This is a genomic window from Spiroplasma endosymbiont of Nomada rufipes (assembly GCF_964277355.1).
Taxonomy (GTDB): domain Bacteria; phylum Bacillota_I; class Bacilli_A; order Mycoplasmatales; family VBWQ01; genus Spiroplasma_E.
On sequence record NZ_OZ195517.1, the window covers coordinates 76,048 to 94,818 of the forward strand.

At 22.5% G+C, this 18,771-nt stretch carries 17 protein-coding genes; 6 read left to right on the forward strand and 11 right to left on the reverse strand.

From position 1 onward, the window contains the following. Window positions 1-111: 111 nt before the first annotated feature. The 4 genes from ACICQF_RS00425 to ACICQF_RS00440 form a co-directional block, all read right to left on the reverse strand. Complete coding sequence (locus ACICQF_RS00425; protein ID WP_395473273.1) at window positions 112-270, reverse strand: hypothetical protein; 159 nt, start codon at window positions 268-270, stop codon at window positions 112-114. A 156-nt stretch (window positions 271-426) separates the two neighbouring features. Then, the gene (locus ACICQF_RS00430) at window positions 427-3,753 is read right to left on the reverse strand and encodes a DEAD/DEAH box helicase (protein WP_395473274.1); all 3,327 of its coding nucleotides are present in this window, start codon (window positions 3,751-3,753) and stop codon (window positions 427-429) included. A gap of 124 nt (window positions 3,754-3,877) precedes the next feature. Then, window positions 3,878-4,897, reverse strand: coding sequence for an AAA family ATPase (locus tag ACICQF_RS00435; RefSeq protein ID WP_395473275.1), 1,020 nt, complete (start codon window positions 4,895-4,897; stop codon window positions 3,878-3,880). Between the two features lie 129 nt (window positions 4,898-5,026). Further along, entirely contained in the window at window positions 5,027-5,455 is a 429-nt protein-coding gene (locus ACICQF_RS00440; RefSeq protein ID WP_395473276.1) for a hypothetical protein, read from the reverse strand. Window positions 5,456-5,591: 136 nt separating this feature from the next. Between ACICQF_RS00440 and ACICQF_RS00445 the strand changes: the two genes are divergently transcribed. After that, entirely contained in the window at window positions 5,592-6,728 is a 1,137-nt protein-coding gene (locus ACICQF_RS00445; protein ID WP_395473680.1) for an ISNCY family transposase, read from the forward strand. A gap of 267 nt (window positions 6,729-6,995) precedes the next feature. Here the strand turns inward: ACICQF_RS00445 and ACICQF_RS00450 are convergent, their stop codons facing one another. Together ACICQF_RS00450 and ACICQF_RS00455 are read right to left on the reverse strand one after the other, a co-directional pair. Then, window positions 6,996-7,361, reverse strand: a complete 366-nt coding sequence (locus ACICQF_RS00450; RefSeq protein WP_395473277.1) for a hypothetical protein — start codon at window positions 7,359-7,361, stop codon at window positions 6,996-6,998. A gap of 32 nt (window positions 7,362-7,393) precedes the next feature. Continuing rightward, window positions 7,394-8,254, reverse strand: a complete 861-nt coding sequence (locus tag ACICQF_RS00455) for a hypothetical protein (protein WP_339038780.1) — start codon at window positions 8,252-8,254, stop codon at window positions 7,394-7,396. Between the two features lie 209 nt (window positions 8,255-8,463). Here ACICQF_RS00455 and ACICQF_RS00460 point away from each other — a divergent pair, with 209 nt between their 5' ends. From ACICQF_RS00460 to ACICQF_RS00480, 5 genes are all read left to right on the forward strand, one after another. Beyond that, entirely contained in the window at window positions 8,464-9,228 is a 765-nt protein-coding gene (locus ACICQF_RS00460) for an IS30 family transposase (protein WP_395473278.1), read from the forward strand. 325 nt (window positions 9,229-9,553) lie between these two features. Next, entirely contained in the window at window positions 9,554-10,885 is a 1,332-nt protein-coding gene (cysS, locus tag ACICQF_RS00465; protein ID WP_395473279.1) for a cysteine--tRNA ligase, read from the forward strand. Between the two features lie 12 nt (window positions 10,886-10,897). Continuing rightward, window positions 10,898-11,638, forward strand: a complete 741-nt coding sequence (rlmB, locus tag ACICQF_RS00470; RefSeq protein WP_395473280.1) for a 23S rRNA (guanosine(2251)-2'-O)-methyltransferase RlmB — start codon at window positions 10,898-10,900, stop codon at window positions 11,636-11,638. A gap of 141 nt (window positions 11,639-11,779) precedes the next feature. Then, window positions 11,780-12,730, forward strand: coding sequence for an IS30 family transposase (locus ACICQF_RS00475; protein WP_395473281.1), 951 nt, complete (start codon window positions 11,780-11,782; stop codon window positions 12,728-12,730). A gap of 25 nt (window positions 12,731-12,755) precedes the next feature. Then, window positions 12,756-13,544: an IS30 family transposase gene (locus ACICQF_RS00480; protein WP_395473681.1), complete on the forward strand. Its 789-nt coding sequence runs from the start codon at window positions 12,756-12,758 to the stop codon at window positions 13,542-13,544. Window positions 13,545-13,719: 175 nt separating this feature from the next. Here the strand turns inward: ACICQF_RS00480 and argF are convergent, their stop codons facing one another. The 5 genes from argF to ACICQF_RS00505 all read right to left on the reverse strand — a co-directional run bounded on the left by argF (window position 13,720) and on the right by ACICQF_RS00505 (window position 18,353). Continuing rightward, window positions 13,720-14,724, reverse strand: coding sequence for an ornithine carbamoyltransferase (argF, locus tag ACICQF_RS00485; RefSeq protein WP_395473282.1), 1,005 nt, complete (start codon window positions 14,722-14,724; stop codon window positions 13,720-13,722). Between the two features lie 182 nt (window positions 14,725-14,906). Further along, complete coding sequence (locus tag ACICQF_RS00490; RefSeq protein WP_174481147.1) at window positions 14,907-15,155, reverse strand: hypothetical protein; 249 nt, start codon at window positions 15,153-15,155, stop codon at window positions 14,907-14,909. 365 nt (window positions 15,156-15,520) lie between these two features. Further along, on the reverse strand, window positions 15,521-16,324 hold the full coding sequence (locus ACICQF_RS00495) for a hypothetical protein (RefSeq protein ID WP_395473283.1): 804 nt from the start codon (window positions 16,322-16,324) through the stop codon (window positions 15,521-15,523). A gap of 53 nt (window positions 16,325-16,377) precedes the next feature. Further along, window positions 16,378-18,036, reverse strand: coding sequence for a DAK2 domain-containing protein (locus tag ACICQF_RS00500; RefSeq protein WP_395473284.1), 1,659 nt, complete (start codon window positions 18,034-18,036; stop codon window positions 16,378-16,380). Between the two features lie 23 nt (window positions 18,037-18,059). Continuing rightward, window positions 18,060-18,353: a hypothetical protein gene (locus ACICQF_RS00505; RefSeq protein ID WP_174481144.1), complete on the reverse strand. Its 294-nt coding sequence runs from the start codon at window positions 18,351-18,353 to the stop codon at window positions 18,060-18,062. Window positions 18,354-18,771 lie beyond the last annotated feature (418 nt).

Sequence of the window (18,771 nt, forward strand, 5' to 3'; positions counted from 1 at the left end):
ATCTTTTCAATTCCTATTAACTCACCCAATCGGTATAGTCCTATAATAAATTGGTCTTATATATTGAATTTGATTATCAATTTTTATTTTAAAATAATCATGACTACTAGATTAAGTAGTCATTAACTGAACTTTTACATGACTTGGATAGGACTTAATAACTATTGCTGGACGATACTTTTGCTTACCAGTCACTTTATCAATATCATCAGGAATTTGAACTTTAATGCCAGTTCCTTTTTGTAACTTTCATCAGTACTTTTGTTGCATATTTTTTCCACTTTCAAATTTGACATATTTATAAATTAATTATATAATTAATTTGTTAGTACAGTTAACGCTGTGCAAGAGAGTATAGCTCTCGAATTACCAACCCTAGCTGTTGGGCTTTTTTATATAATTTTAAATGTTTCATATTTCTTAAATTTAAATAGGTGTTAATAAATTCATTAATTCCGTTTCTGTTAAATTAGTAATTAATTGTGTATCATTATTACCATCAAATACTGAATTAATAATGTCTAATTTTTGATTTTGAATAGTAATGATTTTTTCTTCAATTGTTCCTTTAGTAATTAATTTTATTACTTGAACAACCTTTTTCTGTCCAATACGATGAGCACGGTCTGTTGCTTGATTTTCAATGGAAGGATTTCATCAAGGATCAAAATGAATAACAACATCTGCTGATGTTAAATTTAAACCAACTCCCCCAGCTTTTAAAGAAATTAAAAAAACACTAATATTACTATTATTATTAAATTCTTCAACCAATAATACTCGTGATTTAGAATCCGTTTTACCATCTAAATATAAATAATTAATTTTTAATTTTTTTAAAATTGGTATTATTTTTTTTAAGATTTTAGTAAATTGAGAAAAAATTAAAATTTTATGTTTAAAAGAAATAAGTTCTTCTAAAATATCATGTAAAATATTAAGTTTAGCACTTTCTTGTTCATAATTGTTATCAATAATGCTTGGATCACAGCAAATTTGTCGCAAGCGCATTAATGCAGTAAGAAATTGAATTTTGTTTTTATTAAAATTTTTATTATTAATAGAATCTTCTAATTCCTTACGTGCTGCCATAGCATAAGCCGCATAGATCTTTTTTTGACGAGAAGTCATTTCAATAATAACTTTATTTTCTATTTTGTTAGGTAATTCAGTAATAACTTCATTTTTTAAACGACGTAAAATAAATGGTTTTATTTTTTTAATTAATTGTGTTAATAATACTTTATCTTGTTTACGAGTGATAGGTATTTCATATTGTTTTTGAAATTTATGGTGTGAAAGTAATAACCCTGGTAGTACAAAATCAAAAATTGATCATAATTCGGTTAAATTATTTTCAATTGGGGTTCCAGTTAAAGCGAATTTAATTGTAGAATTAATACCTTTTATTACTTTAGCATTTAATGAAGCAGGATTTTTAATATGTTGAGCTTCATCAATAAAACAATGTGAAAATGATAAACTATCATATTCAATAAAATCACGACGTAATAACGGATATGAAGTAATTAATATTTGGTAATTTTTATAATTTTTCAAAATTTCTTTACGTATTTGTTTAGTTCCATCAACGATAATTTTTTTTAATTGTGGAGCAAACTTTTTAAATTCATTTTTTCAATTATAAATAATCGAAGCAGGAGCGATAATAAGGATTGGCTCCATATGTGAATTTAACTCATATTCTTTAACAATATAACTAATGGTTTGTAAAGTCTTTCCAAGACCCATTTCATCAGCTAAAATACCACCAAAACCAAATAATGCTAATGTTTTTAATCATTTATGTCCTTTAATTTGATAATCACGAAGAACAGCATTTAATGAAGACGAAACAGTAATATCATTATCATTAAAATTTGTAATTTTTGTAATTAACTCAGTAAAGTATAAACTCTTATTAAGAGATACATCTTTAAAATTAGAAAGTTCTTCATTCAAAAAAGGAGCATGATATTTAGGAATTAAAAATTTACCAGTTGCAAAATTTTCTAATGGTATATCAAATTTATCTGATAATTTAACGAAGTTTATTAATGTTTTATTTTGTAAATCAAAAATATTGCCATTTTCAAAACGGTGATATTTTTTTTCATTTTTTATTGAAATAAAAATTGATTTAAGTTCATCTTGTGCAATATTTTCTAAACTAAAATTAAATTCTAAAAGTTGTTGATTTTCATTAATACTAATATTTGAATTATTGATTTTTGTTTTTATTAATCGCACATTTTGAAAATTTTCAGTATAGTAAATAATTGATTGCTGTTCTATTACAGGTAAAAGGTTAGATACCAATTTAATAATTGATTCTAAATCATTTAATACCAATTTATCACCATTTTTTTCAAAAGGTAGTGTAGAAAAAAGATATAAATAATTTTTCTCTTTTATGTAATCCCGAAGAACAATTTTATTTGGATTACTACTATTATCATTAATATCAAAAATAATATCATCATATTTGAAAACAGATTTTAAAATAATATATTCTCCATCAAAATCAAAATAACTTTCAATAATTAGTTTAGTATTAATAATATTATTAGTGATTATTGGATCAATAACAATATTATTATTACGTTTTAATAACGGTGAAATTATGTATTGTATAACATCTTGTTTATCATTTTCATCAAATGATATTTGATTTTGAGAATTCATAGTTTGTAAAATTTTACAATTATTTTTTTGATTATTTGCTAAAAATAAAACTTTTTTATTTTCTAAAATACTTTGTAGTTTTGAGGTTAAAAATAAAGGTTTTTCTTTTTGATTACTAATAATTATCTGGTTATTAACTAAATTAATATTTAATTTTGATTCATAGTTTTCTTCAGTAATTAAAATGTCATTATATATTGTTCTTAAATATATTAAGTCTATTGTTTCGCCTTTTATTTTTTTTAAAAGGCGTTCCAATTGAACTGATAATAACCTAAATTTACTATTATTATCCTCAAAATTATAAAAATTAATAATGTTACCATTAGGTAATTTCATATTAAATATTTCAAATTCATCATACAAAAAATTAACAATTTTTTCTAAATTAATAGATAATTTTTGTTCTTGTTTATTTAATGAAAAGCCATATTTTTTAAAAAATGTTTTTTGTTCAAAAATAGTAGGGTTAGTATCAGTAATCAATTTAATAAATTCAAAAATATTTTTAACTTCAAATAATTGATTAATACCAACTTTAAGTTGTAATTTTGCTAATGACATATTTTCAATAGTAATTCTAATATTACATTTTACTATAGGCATCATTGGATTTTCGTTTTGTTTTTCTTGGTTTTTAAAAAAAGAAATTAAATTTTTGTGTTCATTTTCTAAACCTGATCAAATTAAAAATTGATTTGATGATTTATGATAACAATAAATTAACGAAGCAATGATATGTTTACAAGTTGCATTATTAATTTGAAAATACATGCAATCACAATATTTGTTAGTAAAAATAATATCACCATCATAAAAGTCAAAATATAAATTTACTTCGTATTCTTCCTGACTTTGTGAAGATAATACTTTACATTCAATTATTAATGATTGATTTTTTGCAATATTATTTATCTTTTTGTTTATTATTTTAATACTGTTATTTTTATACATAATTAAGCCACGATTAAAAATAGAGTTTGAAACTTGTTCTTTAATAAATTCAAGATTAAATTTTGACATTATGTTTTCCTTTAAATTAATATTTTTTAAATTATTTTTTAACATTTTATTTTTTTAAAAATTTGTAAAATCATGTATAAATTTTGATAACACTTTCCACTACAATACATAATATTGTAGTTTTAATTGCTACTTAACTAACTTATTGAAATGAAGATACATTATTATTTTATATAATTTCTTTAATAAGTTCTTCATATGCTTGTTTTTGACGTCAATAGTATTGACTATCTCAAATACTACTTAAATCATTTTCAGTTTTAATAAATGTATCAGAATTCTTAATATTGGTAGTTACTAAATAATTGCTATATTTTTTTTCTTTTAGTCAATCTAATATATTAGATGTATTTTCATTATCCTTTATATTATTAAAAACTAATTTAATTACAGGCATATCTCTTTTATCAATATTAGTAATATAATTCAAAGTATTTTTTAAATCAACTATACCTTTATAACTACCTATACCACTATTTATTGGAATTAATATTAAATCACTAATTAATAAATAATTTAAACTTAATTCATCTACTGTTGGTGGATAATCAATTAACACATAATCATAATTATCAAAAATATTTTTATTAATTTTATATATTAAGTCTCCAATTAAATATTTTTCTTTTTCTTTATATAAATCTTTTATTAAAAAAATTGATTTTCTAACATTTTCACTAGAAGCAATAATATCTATATTTTTATACTTAGATTTTTGAATAATTTTATCAATACTTATATCTTCAACAGAAGCAATTATTTTCGCCATTGTTTTCTTAATGTCTGTATTATCTTGTTGTAATTCTAATGTTATAGTATCTTGACTATCTAAATCAATAACCAAAACTTTTTTATTTTCTAAAGCCAATTTATAAGCAATGTTTTTACAAAGGGTAGTTTTACCAACCCCACCTTTTTTGTTACAAAAACTAATCATTTTCATTTTTTTGTTTCCTTTCCCATAACGTTCTCTAAGAATTTCATTCATTAGAGTTGTATATAGTCACTTTTTTTCTTTTGCTTCTTTTCTAAAAGCTTCAACAAGTTCTTTTTCACAATAAATATTAGGTATCATATCTGTTGTAATTCTTTTATCTTTCACTTTTGAATTTTCTTTTGAAAAAGCTGCAGTATTTTCTACACGTTCCAATATTTTATTTTTTATACCATTTTTGGTTTCAATTGGCATTCTTTTCACTCCTTTATATATTGATTGTATATTATTTTATATATTTTATTAGTAAAATATATTTTACAATAATAAATATAACTTTATTTTATATTTGCAAAATATGTAAAATTAATAAAATATGATATTTTAATTATTATCAATATTATCTAAAATACTTTGTACTTGTTCATCACTTAAAATTGATTTTTCAATTACTTGATTTACAAAATGTTTTTTAAAATTATTTGCCATTAATTTTGGTTTATTAGCATACTTTTTATATTCTTTTTTAGTTGGTACTTTTTCAAGTTCAGGATTTTGAGCATTAAATTTTTCTAAATCCAAATGTGTATTTAAAATTATTTTGTTATATTTTCTACCTACCTTAATTAATTCATAAGTAAAAATAATATCAGTATTTTCTAAGTCTTTTTTCACTGGTTCTAAAATATTATTTTTAAGTTTTGAAACATACTTAAAATAACTACTTTTTAAACTTAAATTTAAAATTTTAGCAAACTTTTCAAAATTTCATTCATGTGCATAAGTTGGGGTACCTTTAGTTTTTGCATTCATATACAAATAACTACGCAAATATTCATATAATCGTAATGAATATTTACTTGTAACAGTTTTTGTATAAGGTAAAAAAATATTTATATAATCTCTTTTTAAATCAATACAATGCTTTTTAAAAATATTTACACTAACTATTAGAAGAATTAACCAATTAATTCAAATTTTCAATAGAGAAGGTAAAGTTGGTTTTATTCATAAATCCCGAAATAAAATTTCTAATAAAACAACAAATTTTGAAATCAAAATTAAGATTATGAATTTATATAAAACCAAATATTATAATTTTAATTTTCAACATTTCCATGAGAAATTAAACAATGAAGAAAAAATTAAAATTTCATATAGTACACTTTATACTATATTAATTAAAGAAAAAATTACTTCACCAAAAAGACATAAAAATAAGAAAAATAACTTGCATCCTACAAGAAACCGAAGAACAAATTTTGGTGAATTAATTCAAATGGATGTAAGTAATCATCATTGATTTGGTAAGGATAAATCAAAAGCTTTTTTACATGCTGCAATTGATGATGCTACAGGCAATATTGTCGGACTATGATTTGATCATCAAGAAACATTAGATGGTTATTATAATGTTTTTTATCAAATTTTAACTAAATATGGCATACCAAAAACATTTTATACTGATAACAGAACAGTTTTTGGATATAAAAAACAAATCGATGCTGGCAAAATAAACACGGAAAATGATACTTATACTCAATTCCAAAAGTCTTGTAATGATTTAGGTGTTGAAATTATTAGAACTTCCATTCCACAAGCTAAGGGTAGAATCGAACGCTTATTTGGAACACTTCAAAGTCGCTTAATTAGTGAACTTAGACTTAATAAAATTAAAAATTTAGAAGAAGCTAATCAATTTCTTAAAATATATATAAGTATTTTTAATAAGCAATTTGCCTTACCTATTGATAATAATAAATCTGCTATGATTAAAGCTCCAAACCAAGAAGAAATAAATATTTATCTTTCAAGATTTTCTAAAAGAAAAACGGATAGTGGTTCAACTATAACATATTATGGTAAAAAGTATTTTCCTTATAAAAATAGCAAAGTTCAATACATACAACCTAGAACTGATGTAATTGTACTTAAATCGTTTATTAATGAGTTATATCTTAGTTATAATCATCAAATATATGAATTAAAAGAAATAGCACCAAAACCAATTATCAAAGAAGAGTTGATAAAAACTAAAAAGGTTTATATACCAAATAAAAACCATCCTTGAAGATATGGATACTAATAATACCAAATTAAAATTAGATAAAATTCTTTTTATAAAAGATTATTTTTGTGAATAATTAACTATATAAAATTTTAAATCGTTTGTCGAGCAGCAAAGTTGATGCCTTAAAATTGATTTTAAAGATATAAAAAAATAAAATTATACACCACCAATAGCACAAGCACCAGAAGCCATTGTTGTAATACCACCAACAACATTACCAATTATGGGAATAGTATTTAAAGCACCATTAACAATAGTTAATGTGTTTTCACAATTTAAATTTTATTTATTTTCTAGATTTAGAAGTCTTTTGTCAAGTTCATTAACTTGTTTTTTTAAAGTTTCAAAATCTGCTTTGATTCCTTGAATATTTTTGTTTAATTCATCTAACTTTAATTCATGTTCAATTAAAGTTGAAATATAACTTCAATCTCTTATATAACCTTTTATTATTTCTTTTTCTTGTCTTTTTCAATTATATAATGCTTGAGAATTAAATGTTTTAGAATTATTGATTGCTTGTGGTAAAGTAGAATTTCATTCATTTATATGTGCAAATCATTGTTTAACTTTTGAATCATTTGCTATAATATTTGAAATTTCATTAAATTTATCTTGTGTTACATAGGTAAAAGTTGGTTTTGTCAAACCATAAGAATAGGGACTAAAAGTACCAACAATTATTTTTTTTCAAAATAGCCAATAAAGTGTGAGTAATTAGATTTATCCAATAAATAAACTTCTGATAATTTAAAATTATGATATTTTTTCTTTATGGCACTTTTAATTTCGTTATCAACGTTATGATTAATTTTTCCTAAATTAATTTTTATATCTTTATTTCAATCTGGAAAATCATTTTCTAAATTATCAAGACGATTATTTGGATAATATTTCTCATCTTCTGTTATTATTCTTACTGATTCAAAATCAAATCAATTAAATGGTTTTTCATAAAGTACAATTTCTATACGTTCTTTTCTAGAACTATCTGTATATACTTTTTCAATTTTTGAAAAATTATCTCAAATTGTTTTACCTACTTGTTGTATTTCTTTTCATGTTCATGGAAAAATTGCAGTAATTGAAATATCATTAGAATTATATCGTTGCATCATATCCTCTTTAAATTTTTCGCCAAGTTCTCATGCAGGATTATCTTTTCAATAATGATAATCAGCTATTATTCCTTCAAAAGTTTTTGGTGTAAATGAACAAGTTACTTTACCTCAACTACCCCTTATTTCGTTTTTACCATTTAATGTTCTTTTTAATCGATTTCTGTGTTTTTCATGACGATGTTTATTCATATTTATTTTGCTATTTGTTGTTGGGTTGTTAATAATAAAATCTGTTTGATTATTACTTGCAAAATTTAATTGTTGATTTACTAAATCTAAACTAGTCGTATTTTTTCTAACTCAATTTTTAATATTTGAATTATCAATTGACTTACCATTAATACCTTGTATTTTATTATTTAAAAGTGGAGCAGTTAATACTCACAATTTAAATCAATAACTTGGACTAAAATATTTCATAATTTTGTTCTCCTTTGAAAGTAAATATTTTTATATTTACTTTCAAAACAAAGCAACTTTTATTTGTTAAATTTTACTTCTTTTTTATTTTTTTTTGATAAATATGCTGAATTATACTTGTAAGTGCAAGTAAATAAAATTGCAAAAAATTCTCATATAAAAATTTCATAATGCTAAATTTATTTTAGAAAAAAGTAAGGAGTTTTTATATGAGTTATAAACATCTTGGCATAGATGAAAGGATTTATATTGAGAATCAATTGAAATTTAAATTTAAAATTAGTGAAATAGCTAAAAATCTTAATCGAAGTATTAGTACTATTATTCGAGAAATTAATAGAAATAAAGATAATAATCATTATTTTTCATTAATTGCACAAAATAAAGCTGAAAATCGAAAACAATCACATATTATTTTTCATAAGTTTAAAAATAAGAATTTAGTAAAATATGTACAACAAAAATTACTATTAGGTTGATCACCTGAACAAATTTATGGCAGAATTAAAAATTTTCATAAAGAGTGATTTATTAGTTTTAAAACAATTTATACTTGAATTTATTTTGGAATGCTTGATAAAGTTACTAGTAAAAATTTAAGAAGAAAAGGTAAAAAACGAAAATCTAAAGAAAATCGTGACAAGTTTAATGGTAAATCAATTAAAGAACGAGATATAAATGTTAATGATCGTATAACACTTGGTCATTGAGAAGGAGATACTATAGTATCATCACGAGGTAAAAGCAAATCATGTTTAATAACTTTAGTTGAAAGAGTATCACGATTTACTTTAACAATATTAGTTAAAAACAGAACTACTAAAGTTATTAATAAAAATGTCAGTTATTATTTATCAATTCTTCCTAAAAACATTGTTAAAACTATTACTTTTAATCGTGGCAAAGAATTTTCAAATTGACAACAACTTGAAAAAAATTTAGATGTAAAAATTTATTTTGCCAATCCATATTAACCTTGACAAAGAGGTACTAATGAAAATACTAATGGTTTAATTAGAGAAAAATTTCCTAAAAAATTTATTTTTTCAAAAACTAATAAAAATGAAGTTCATAAATTTATATTGTCTTTAAATCAAAGACCGAGAAAAATATTAAATTATCTTTCACCAATCGAATATTTGGATAGAAAAATAATTTAGTTGCACTTACCTTTACAATTTAGCATTTTCTTTGTTAAAGAGAGTTTTAAATTTAAAAAATTATTTTGTTACAGATTGATATTCTTTACAGTATAATAGAGTATATGAAAACTAAACTTTATTAAGAAGGGTTAATTAAATGATTAAAATTTATGATAGTTTTTCACAAAGATTGCAGCTGCTTGCCCCTAATAAAAAGCAAGTTAATATGTATTTATGTGGTCCTACTGTTTATAACTATATTCATGTTGGCAATATTCGTGGTGTGCTTGTTTTTGATGTTTTACATCGTTTGTTAATTCATCAAAATTATAAAATAAATTATGTTCATAATATTACTGATATTGATGATAAAATTATTAAGAAAGCTGCGGATTTAAAAATAACAGAACAACAAGTTACTGAAAAATATACGTTAGCATATTATGAAGATTTAGAAAAATTAAATATTATTTTTCCTACAAAATTACCAAAAGTAAGTGAATATATTTCAAAGATTATTGAATTTATTAATAAATTAATTATTAAAGATTATGCATATTTTACGGCTGGTGATGTTTATTTTAAAGTTAATAAGTTAAAAGATTATGGAAGTTTGACACATAAAAATATTGAAGATTTAATTCCAAATTTTAGAATTAAAAATTTAGTTACTAAAGAAAATAATCTAGATTTTGCTTTGTGAAAATCAACAACAATAGGTATTAGTTGAAATAGTCCGTGAGGAAAAGGAAGACCTGGTTGACATACTGAGTGTGCTTGTTTTGTTGAGGATTTATTTAATGGTCAAACTATTGATTTACATGGTGGTGGTGTTGATTTAAAATTTCCTCATCATGAAAATGAACGAGCTCAATTTGTTGCAGCTAATAATAAAAAAATGTCAAATATTTGATGACATAATGGTCATGTTAATATTGCTAATGAAAAAATGTCAAAATCTTTAAATAATTTTATTCTGGTTAAAGAATTTTGTCAGCAACATCACCCGAATGTATTGCGATATTTAATATTAAATCGTGATCATCAACAACCAATTGATTTCAATAATGAAACAATTGAAAATGGATTAGTGTCAACAAAAAAATATGAAAATGTTTTAAAACAATGAACATATCAAATATTTATTAACAATATAATATGTAATAATAATCATCATTCAATTTATTATAAACAAATTATTAAAAATTTATCAAATAATATTGATACAACTAATACTATTACTTTAATTGAAAATATGATTAAAAAATTAAATGAAGCACTTATTAAAAAAAATTTTAATGAAGAATTTCAAGAAATTTTTTATACTTTTACCTTTGCTTTAAAAATATTAGGATTTGATTTTAAAGTTGGTAATTATTCTGAAAAGATTAAAAATAAAATTAAAATATGAGAACAACTAAAAAAGGAAAAACAATACCAAGAAGCTGATAAAATTCGTCAAGAATTAAAAGATTTGAATATTATTTAAAGGAGCAAAATTATGGCATTACAATATATTTATGGTTATCACCCTATTATTGCTGCATTATCAACATCATCATTAATAAAAATTAAAAAAGTTTTTTTAGTTCAAGATAAGTACCAAGAATTGAAAAAAGATTTAAAAAGCGTAAATATTCCTTATGAAATTATTAGTTTACAAGCCATGAATAATCTATTAGGTACTACTAAACATCAAAATATTGCTGCTAATGTTAAAGACTATCAATATTTTTCTTTTGATGAATTAATTAATATTGGTTCAACATCTAGATTTTTAAGAATTTTAATTTTAGATCGTATTTCTGATCCACATAATTTTGGTTCAATGTTAAGAATTGCAGCGGGTAATGACTTTGATGGTGTAATTGTTTTAAATCGTAATCAATCTGAAATAAACGGTGCAGTTGCAAAGGCTGCAGCCGGTGCTCTAAGTATTATTCCAATTTGTCAAGTTAATAACTTAACTTCCGCAATTAATAATTTACAAGAAAAATATAAATTTTGAATTTTGGCTGCTGCTAAAACAGCAAAAGCAATTGATTATTTTACTATTGATTGTAGTAGCAACTTAGCATTAATTATTGGTAATGAAGGTGAAGGGATAAGTCCAAAGTTATTAAAACATACAGATTATATTGTTCAAATACCAATAAATCCAAAAATAGAATCATTTAATGCTAGCGTTGCTTGTGGTATTATTGCAAACTATATTTACGTTGAAACGTTAAAATTATCGTAAATTTTAAGAACCTATATTTTTTGATAATATTTAAATTGCTGAATTATACTTGTAAGTGCAAGTAAATAAAATTGCAAAAAATTCTCATATAAAAATTTCATAATGCTAAATTTATTTTAGAAAAAAGTAAGGAGTTTTTATATGAGTTATAAACATCTTGGCATAGATGAAAGGATTTATATTGAGAATCAATTGAAATTTAAATTTAAAATTAGTGAAATAGCTAAAAATCTTAATCGAAGTATTAGTACTATTATTCGAGAAATTAATAGAAATAAAGATAATAATCATTATTTTTCATTAATTGCACAAAATAAAGCTGAAAATCGAAAACAATCACATATTATTTTTCATAAGTTTAAAAATAAGAATTTAGTAAAATATGTACAACAAAAATTACTATTAGGTTGATCACCTGAACAAATTTATGGCAGAATTAAAAATTTTCATAAAGAGTGATTTATTAGTTTTAAAACAATTTATACTTGAATTTATTTTGGAATGCTTGATAAAGTTACTAGTAAAAATTTAAGAAGAAAAGGTAAAAAACGAAAATCTAAAGAAAATCGTGACAAGTTTAATGGTAAATCAATTAAAGAACGAGATATAAATGTTAATGATCGTATAACACTTGGTTATTGAGAAGGAGATACTATAGTATCATCACGAGGTAAAAGCAAATCATGTTTAATAACTTTAGTTGAAAGAGTATCACGATTTACTTTAGCAATATTAGTTAAAAACAGAACTACTAAAGTTATTAATAAAAATGTCAGTTATTATTTATCAATTCTTCCTAAAAACATTGTTAAAACTATTACTTTTGATCGTGGCAAAGAATTTTCAAATTGACAACAACTTGAAAAAAATTTAGATGTAAAAATTTATTTTGCCAATCCATATTCACCTTGACAAAGAGGTACTAATGAAAATACTAATGGTTTAATTAGAGAAAAATTTCCTAAAAAATTTATTTTTTCAAAAACTAATAAAAATGAAGTTCATAAATTTATATTGTCTTTAAATCAAAGACCGAGAAAAATATTAAATTATCTTTCACCAATCGAATATTTGGATAGAAAAATAATTTAGTTGCACTTACCTTTACAATTTAGCAATTGCACAAAATAAAGCTGAAAATCGAAAACAATCACATATTATTTTTCATAAGTTTAAAAATAAGAATTTAGTAAAATATGTACAACAAAAATTACTATTAGGTTGATCACCTGAACAAATTTATGGCAGAATTAAAAATTTTCATAAAGAGTGATTTATTAGTTTTAAAACAATTTATACTTGAATTTATTTTGGAATGCTTGATAAAGTTACTAGTAAAAATTTAAGAAGAAAAGGTAAAAAACGAAAATCTAAAGAAAATCGTGACAAGTTTAATGGTAAATCAATTAAAGAACGAGATATAAATGTTAATGATCGTATAACACTTGGTCATTGAGAAGGAGATACTATAGTATCATCACGAGGTAAAAGCAAATCATGTTTAATAACTTTAGTTGAAAGAGTATCACGATTTACTTTAGCAATATTAGTTAAAAACAGAACTACTAAAGTTATTAATAAAAATGTCAGTTATTATTTATCAATTCTTCCTAAAAACATTGTTAAAACTATTACTTTTGATCGTGGCAAAGAATTTTCAAATTGACAACAACTTGAAAAAAATTTAGATGTAAAAATTTATTTTGCCAATCCATATTCACCTTGACAAAGAGGTACTAATGAAAATACTAATGGTTTAATTAGAGAAAAATTTCCTAAAAAATTTATTTTTTCAAAAACTAATAAAAATGAAGTTCATAAATTTATATTGTCTTTAAATCAAAGACCGAGAAAAATATTAAATTATCTTTCACCAATCGAATATTTGGATAGAAAAATAATTTAGTTGCACTTACCTTTACAATTTAGCACATAAAAACTAACATTAATATTTTATTAAACAATTAATTAATATATTTAATATTCTAAAATAAGAATAATAAAAACTAATTAATGTAAATAAGTTTATTAAATAATAAAATAATTAAAGCTTCTTTTCATTATTAATATACTCTCATATATTATCCTTTCAAAGTTGCTAACATTACAGCTTTAATAGTATGTAAACAATTTTCTGATTGTTGAAATACCTTTGATGCAGAAGATCGAAATACTTCATCAGTAACTTCTAATTCACCTGTTCCACCATATTGTTTAACAATATCTTGAGTAATTTGTGTATTACCATCATTAAAACTTGGTAAAGAATGTAAAAATATAACATCTGATTTTGCAATTTTCATTTTTTCATCATTAACTTGATATGGCATTAATTCTTTAATTCGTTGTTTTAATAAAATTTTATCTTCACATACAGATGTTCAAACATCAGTAGCAACTACATCAGCATCTTTACTTGCTGTTTTATAATCTTCTGTTAAAATAATAGAACCACCCGTTTCTTGAGCAATTTCTTGACATTGTTTTAATAGTTGAGGATATGGTCATAAATTTTTATTAGTACAGATTACTAAATTCATTCCTAATTTTGCACTAATAATCATATAACTATTAGCCATATTAAAACGAGCATCTCCAAAATAAACAAATTTAATACCTTTAACATCTTTATTTTTTTTACACTCTTGAATTGTCATAATATCAGCTAGCATTTGTGTTGGATGATATAATTCAGTTAAGCCATTTCATATCGGAACACCGGCATTTTCAGCTAATTCTTCAACATCAGTTTGTTTATATCCACGAAATTGAATACCATTATAAATTCTACCAAGAAATTTAGCGGTATCAATAATTGATTCTTTAACTCCTAATTTACTACTAGTTGGATCAAAATATGTTGAATGCATTCCTAAATCACAAGCAGCAACTTCAAACGCGCTTCTTGTTCTTAATGAATCTTTTCGATATAATAAAGCAACACTATAGCCTTTTAATGGCTGTTTTTCTATTCCTTTTTGTTTTGCAATTTTTAAAGTAGCAGCTAATTCTAATAAGTAATAAATTTCTTCTGAAGTAAAATCTAATAAACAAATAAAATTTCTGCCTTTTAAATTAATAGCCATGATATGTTTTCTTCCTTTCAGTTCCTAATATCTTTATTTAATTTAACATTAATATACAATATGGGCAACACTCTGGCCACATGACAATTCAGAATTAGTAATTTCATAAACATGGATATGTATTATTATATTTAATTTTTAACTCAAATTTATTAACAGCAAGTAATTATTTTGTTAATAAATTATTGAACTGAAAGTTGTTTTAAATATTTTTCTAGTGAAATAATATATTCTTTTTTAGAATTCCATTCTTTTAAAATTTGATTGATTAAGTAAGAACATATTTTTTTATCTTGGATAATACTCATTACAACAAACTTTTTAATATAAAATACTCCAATACCATTTCTGATAAAAATTTTAGCAAGTAATAAAACTATTTTTAATTTATTAATTTCTGAATATATATTAATAGCAGACTTACTTTGCATTCAGTATTCTCCTTAACTTAAAATATTCTTTTTTCTCTCTCATAGTTAACATTTAAAACCTTTTTTTATATTTTTGCAATAAATATACAAAAAATTACTAATGAATATGTATATATTAAATTAATAAGTGTATTTTATTGTATATTTAAAATTTAAAACTATCAAAATAAAATTTTAAATATACAATAATAAATGAAAATGAAAAATATTAGTTTAGTAATTAAATGTAAAATTAAAAAAACAAAACTTTAAAACTTACTAAAATAGAATATTTTATAAAAGTTTTGAAAATAATGTTTTATCAATAAAACTTAATATAATTTTAAATTTAAAATTTGTACCTATAATTTAGGTACAAATTTTTATTATTTCTCATTTTGCTGTGTGTACATCACAATACGTAAAATAAGTTGTAATATTTCATAAATCATACGAATCAAGTAATAAATAAACTTAATTTGGAAAATTCAACTAATAGCACGTATTTCTTTTTCATTTAAAATACCAACAAGATTTTGACAAATTTCTTTTCTTGATTTAGCATAAAAAATTATTTGCATTGAAGAAAAAAGAATTAATAAAATACTACCTAAAATTGATAAAACAATTGAAAGTATATTTGCGCTCGCTGCTGATAAAGTAATTCAAGAATTAGCAGGTGAAAGAGCAAATAGAATAGCAAGTGCAAAAGGAATTAAAACAAAAAATAATGTTATTTTACGAGAAAAATCTCATCAAAAAGTATTAAAACGACTACTATTTGAACTACTTACTGTCCAAGTACTTTCCATTGCCATTGCTAAAGTATAAATAGAACGACGGTGATAAGTTCATGGTAATAGTCTTAAAGTAAAATTACCATTATTAAATAAATATGGCCTTAAATAAAAAAACCTAGGTTCAACAGTAATACTATTAATATTACCAAATCCCTTAAATTTTATTCTTTTTGCATTAATACCGTATGTTTTTAAATATTTTTGAGATAACTCGCCACCAGTTAAATTAGCACTATTTTCACGATGGAATCAAGAATACTTAATTCAAGTGAAAAATCAAATCATAGTAACAACAAACAAAATTACACCAACAATAGCTAATAAGCTTGCTAAAACAATTAAACTAGTTGGATCATTTGGATTAACTGAGGATAATAATAAATTAGTCATAATCTTATCCTTTCTAACTATTTGAATAGAGTCTACAATATTATAACATAGTATTATTCCACCACGAAAAGAAAGTTATAAACTTCTTGATCACCATCAACAATTTCATATTCAATATCATAATCTTCATCTAAAATTTTTTTCATAAAATTAATTTGATCTTTTGAATAACCTTTACCTTTAAAAATAGTAATTATTTCTGCACCATCTCAAATTAATTTAGTAAACAATACTTTAATTACATTAAATAAATTTTCATTTGAAGCAATAATTTTTTCTTTACCATCTTTATTACGAAAACTAACAGCAGAAAAAAAGTGTTTTTTTCCAATTTTAATACCATCTATTTCAACATCACGATCAGCAACTGTTACATAACCAAAAGCAGCATATTTAATTTCACTTCACATATTTTTATTATTTTCTTTTGCACTTAATTCAGGATTGAAATTTAAAGCGGCACGCATACCTTGAGCAATATTTTTAGCAGGTAATACAAAAACTTTTGATTTTTTTTCTAATTTTCTTGCTTGTTCTGCTGCTAAAAATAAATTACTATCATTTGGCAAAATAAAGACATTTTTTGCATCGACAATTTCAATTGCCTTTAAAAAGTCATCTGTTGATGGATTAATTCTTTTTGAATACATAATAATATTGTTAACCTTTAATTCATCTCTAAAAAAGGCTTCAATTCCTCTACCAGGAACAGCAGCAATTAAAGCAAATTTATTATTTAATTTACGAATTGGTTTAATAGTTTGTGTATGTGCTTTTGCCTGTTCGGTCATATTTTCAATTTTTACTTTTAAAATTTCACCAAATTTCTGAAAATAATTTAAAATTTGACCTGGTTTTAAAGTATGAACATGAACTTTGATTAAATCTTCATCATCTACTAAAACTATTGATTGACCATCCATTGTTTCTAAATCAGTTCGTGTTTTGCTTAAATTAAAGTCTAACTTACTAACTTTATTTAGTTTTACAATCACTTCTGAACAATAACCAAAGTTTTCTTGATTTAAAACCATTTCTAATTTTGCTGTATCTTGTTGTTCTAATTTTTTCTTTGGTGAAATAGCTTTACCATGCTTTAAACCATACACCATACCTTCAACAATATAAACTAAACCAGCACCACCCGAATCAACAACTCCTACTTTTTTTAAAATTGGCAATAAATCAGGTGTTCTTTTTAATGATTCATTCATTCCTTCTAGTAATTTTTCAAAAATATAAAGCGAATCTTTGCCTGTTATTTCTAATTCATTAATATAATTAGCACCATCTTTAATAATAGTAAGAATAGTACCTTCTACTGGTTTCATAACTGCACGATATGCATAATCTTGCGCACTTTTTCAAAATTTTAATAAATCCTCATTATTAATGAAATCATTTTTTAAATCTTTTGTTTTTATAGTTTGAAAAAAACCACGAAAAATTTGAGATAAAATAACTCCAGAATTACCACGCGCACCCATCATTAAACCACGAGAAAAAGTAGTAGCAAATGTTTTTAAACTATCATATTCTTTGCCATTTAATTCTTTTATACCATTCATCATTGTTAAATTCATATTTGTTCCAGTATCACCATCAGGTACTGGGAAAACATTTAATTTATCAACTTCAAAATGATGATTATAAAGATTATTAGCACCGCTAATAAGCATAACTTTTAAGGTTTTAATATCAATTTTTTTCATTTAATTTCACCTTATATTTTCTTTTATTCTTCAATTAAATCATGAACAAAAATGTTAAGTACTATATAGTCTTGATGTTTAATAATCTTTTCAACAATATATTTTAAATTTTTCTGAGTTTGATTCATAATATTTCAAATATTATTATTAAAAAAACAAACTATATTAATATCAATAATTCAACCTAAATCAGACTTGTTAACTTTAATTCCATAATTATTATCTTTTTCATAAATATTGGCAACACCTGGTACAGATAAAATACTTTCTGATAATGCTTTTTTAATAATGTTCATAATATCTTTATCTTTCTCCACATAATCACCCCTATTATATTAATAATAAATTAAATTTATATAAAATAAAATCTCTTATAATTTTTATAATCTTTTATATTATACCTAATATAATATATCAAGACAATAATAATCTTAAAGATAAAGATATTATATATTGATAATGGTTTTTTCTATATAAAAACATAATTAAGAAAAACTAAACTACCTAATTATTAAATATAAAATACTATCTATAATTTTAAAAAGTAATATTAATATTACTTTTAGTAAAGTAATACAATAATAATTAAATAATTACTTATTCTTAACTGTCTTATTTTTATACTTAAACATTATATAATAGAAAATAATAAAATTTAAAATATATAAAATACTAACTAACCAAAAGTATAATTAATAATTAAACTATACTTCAAAAATTTACTATATAAATTTT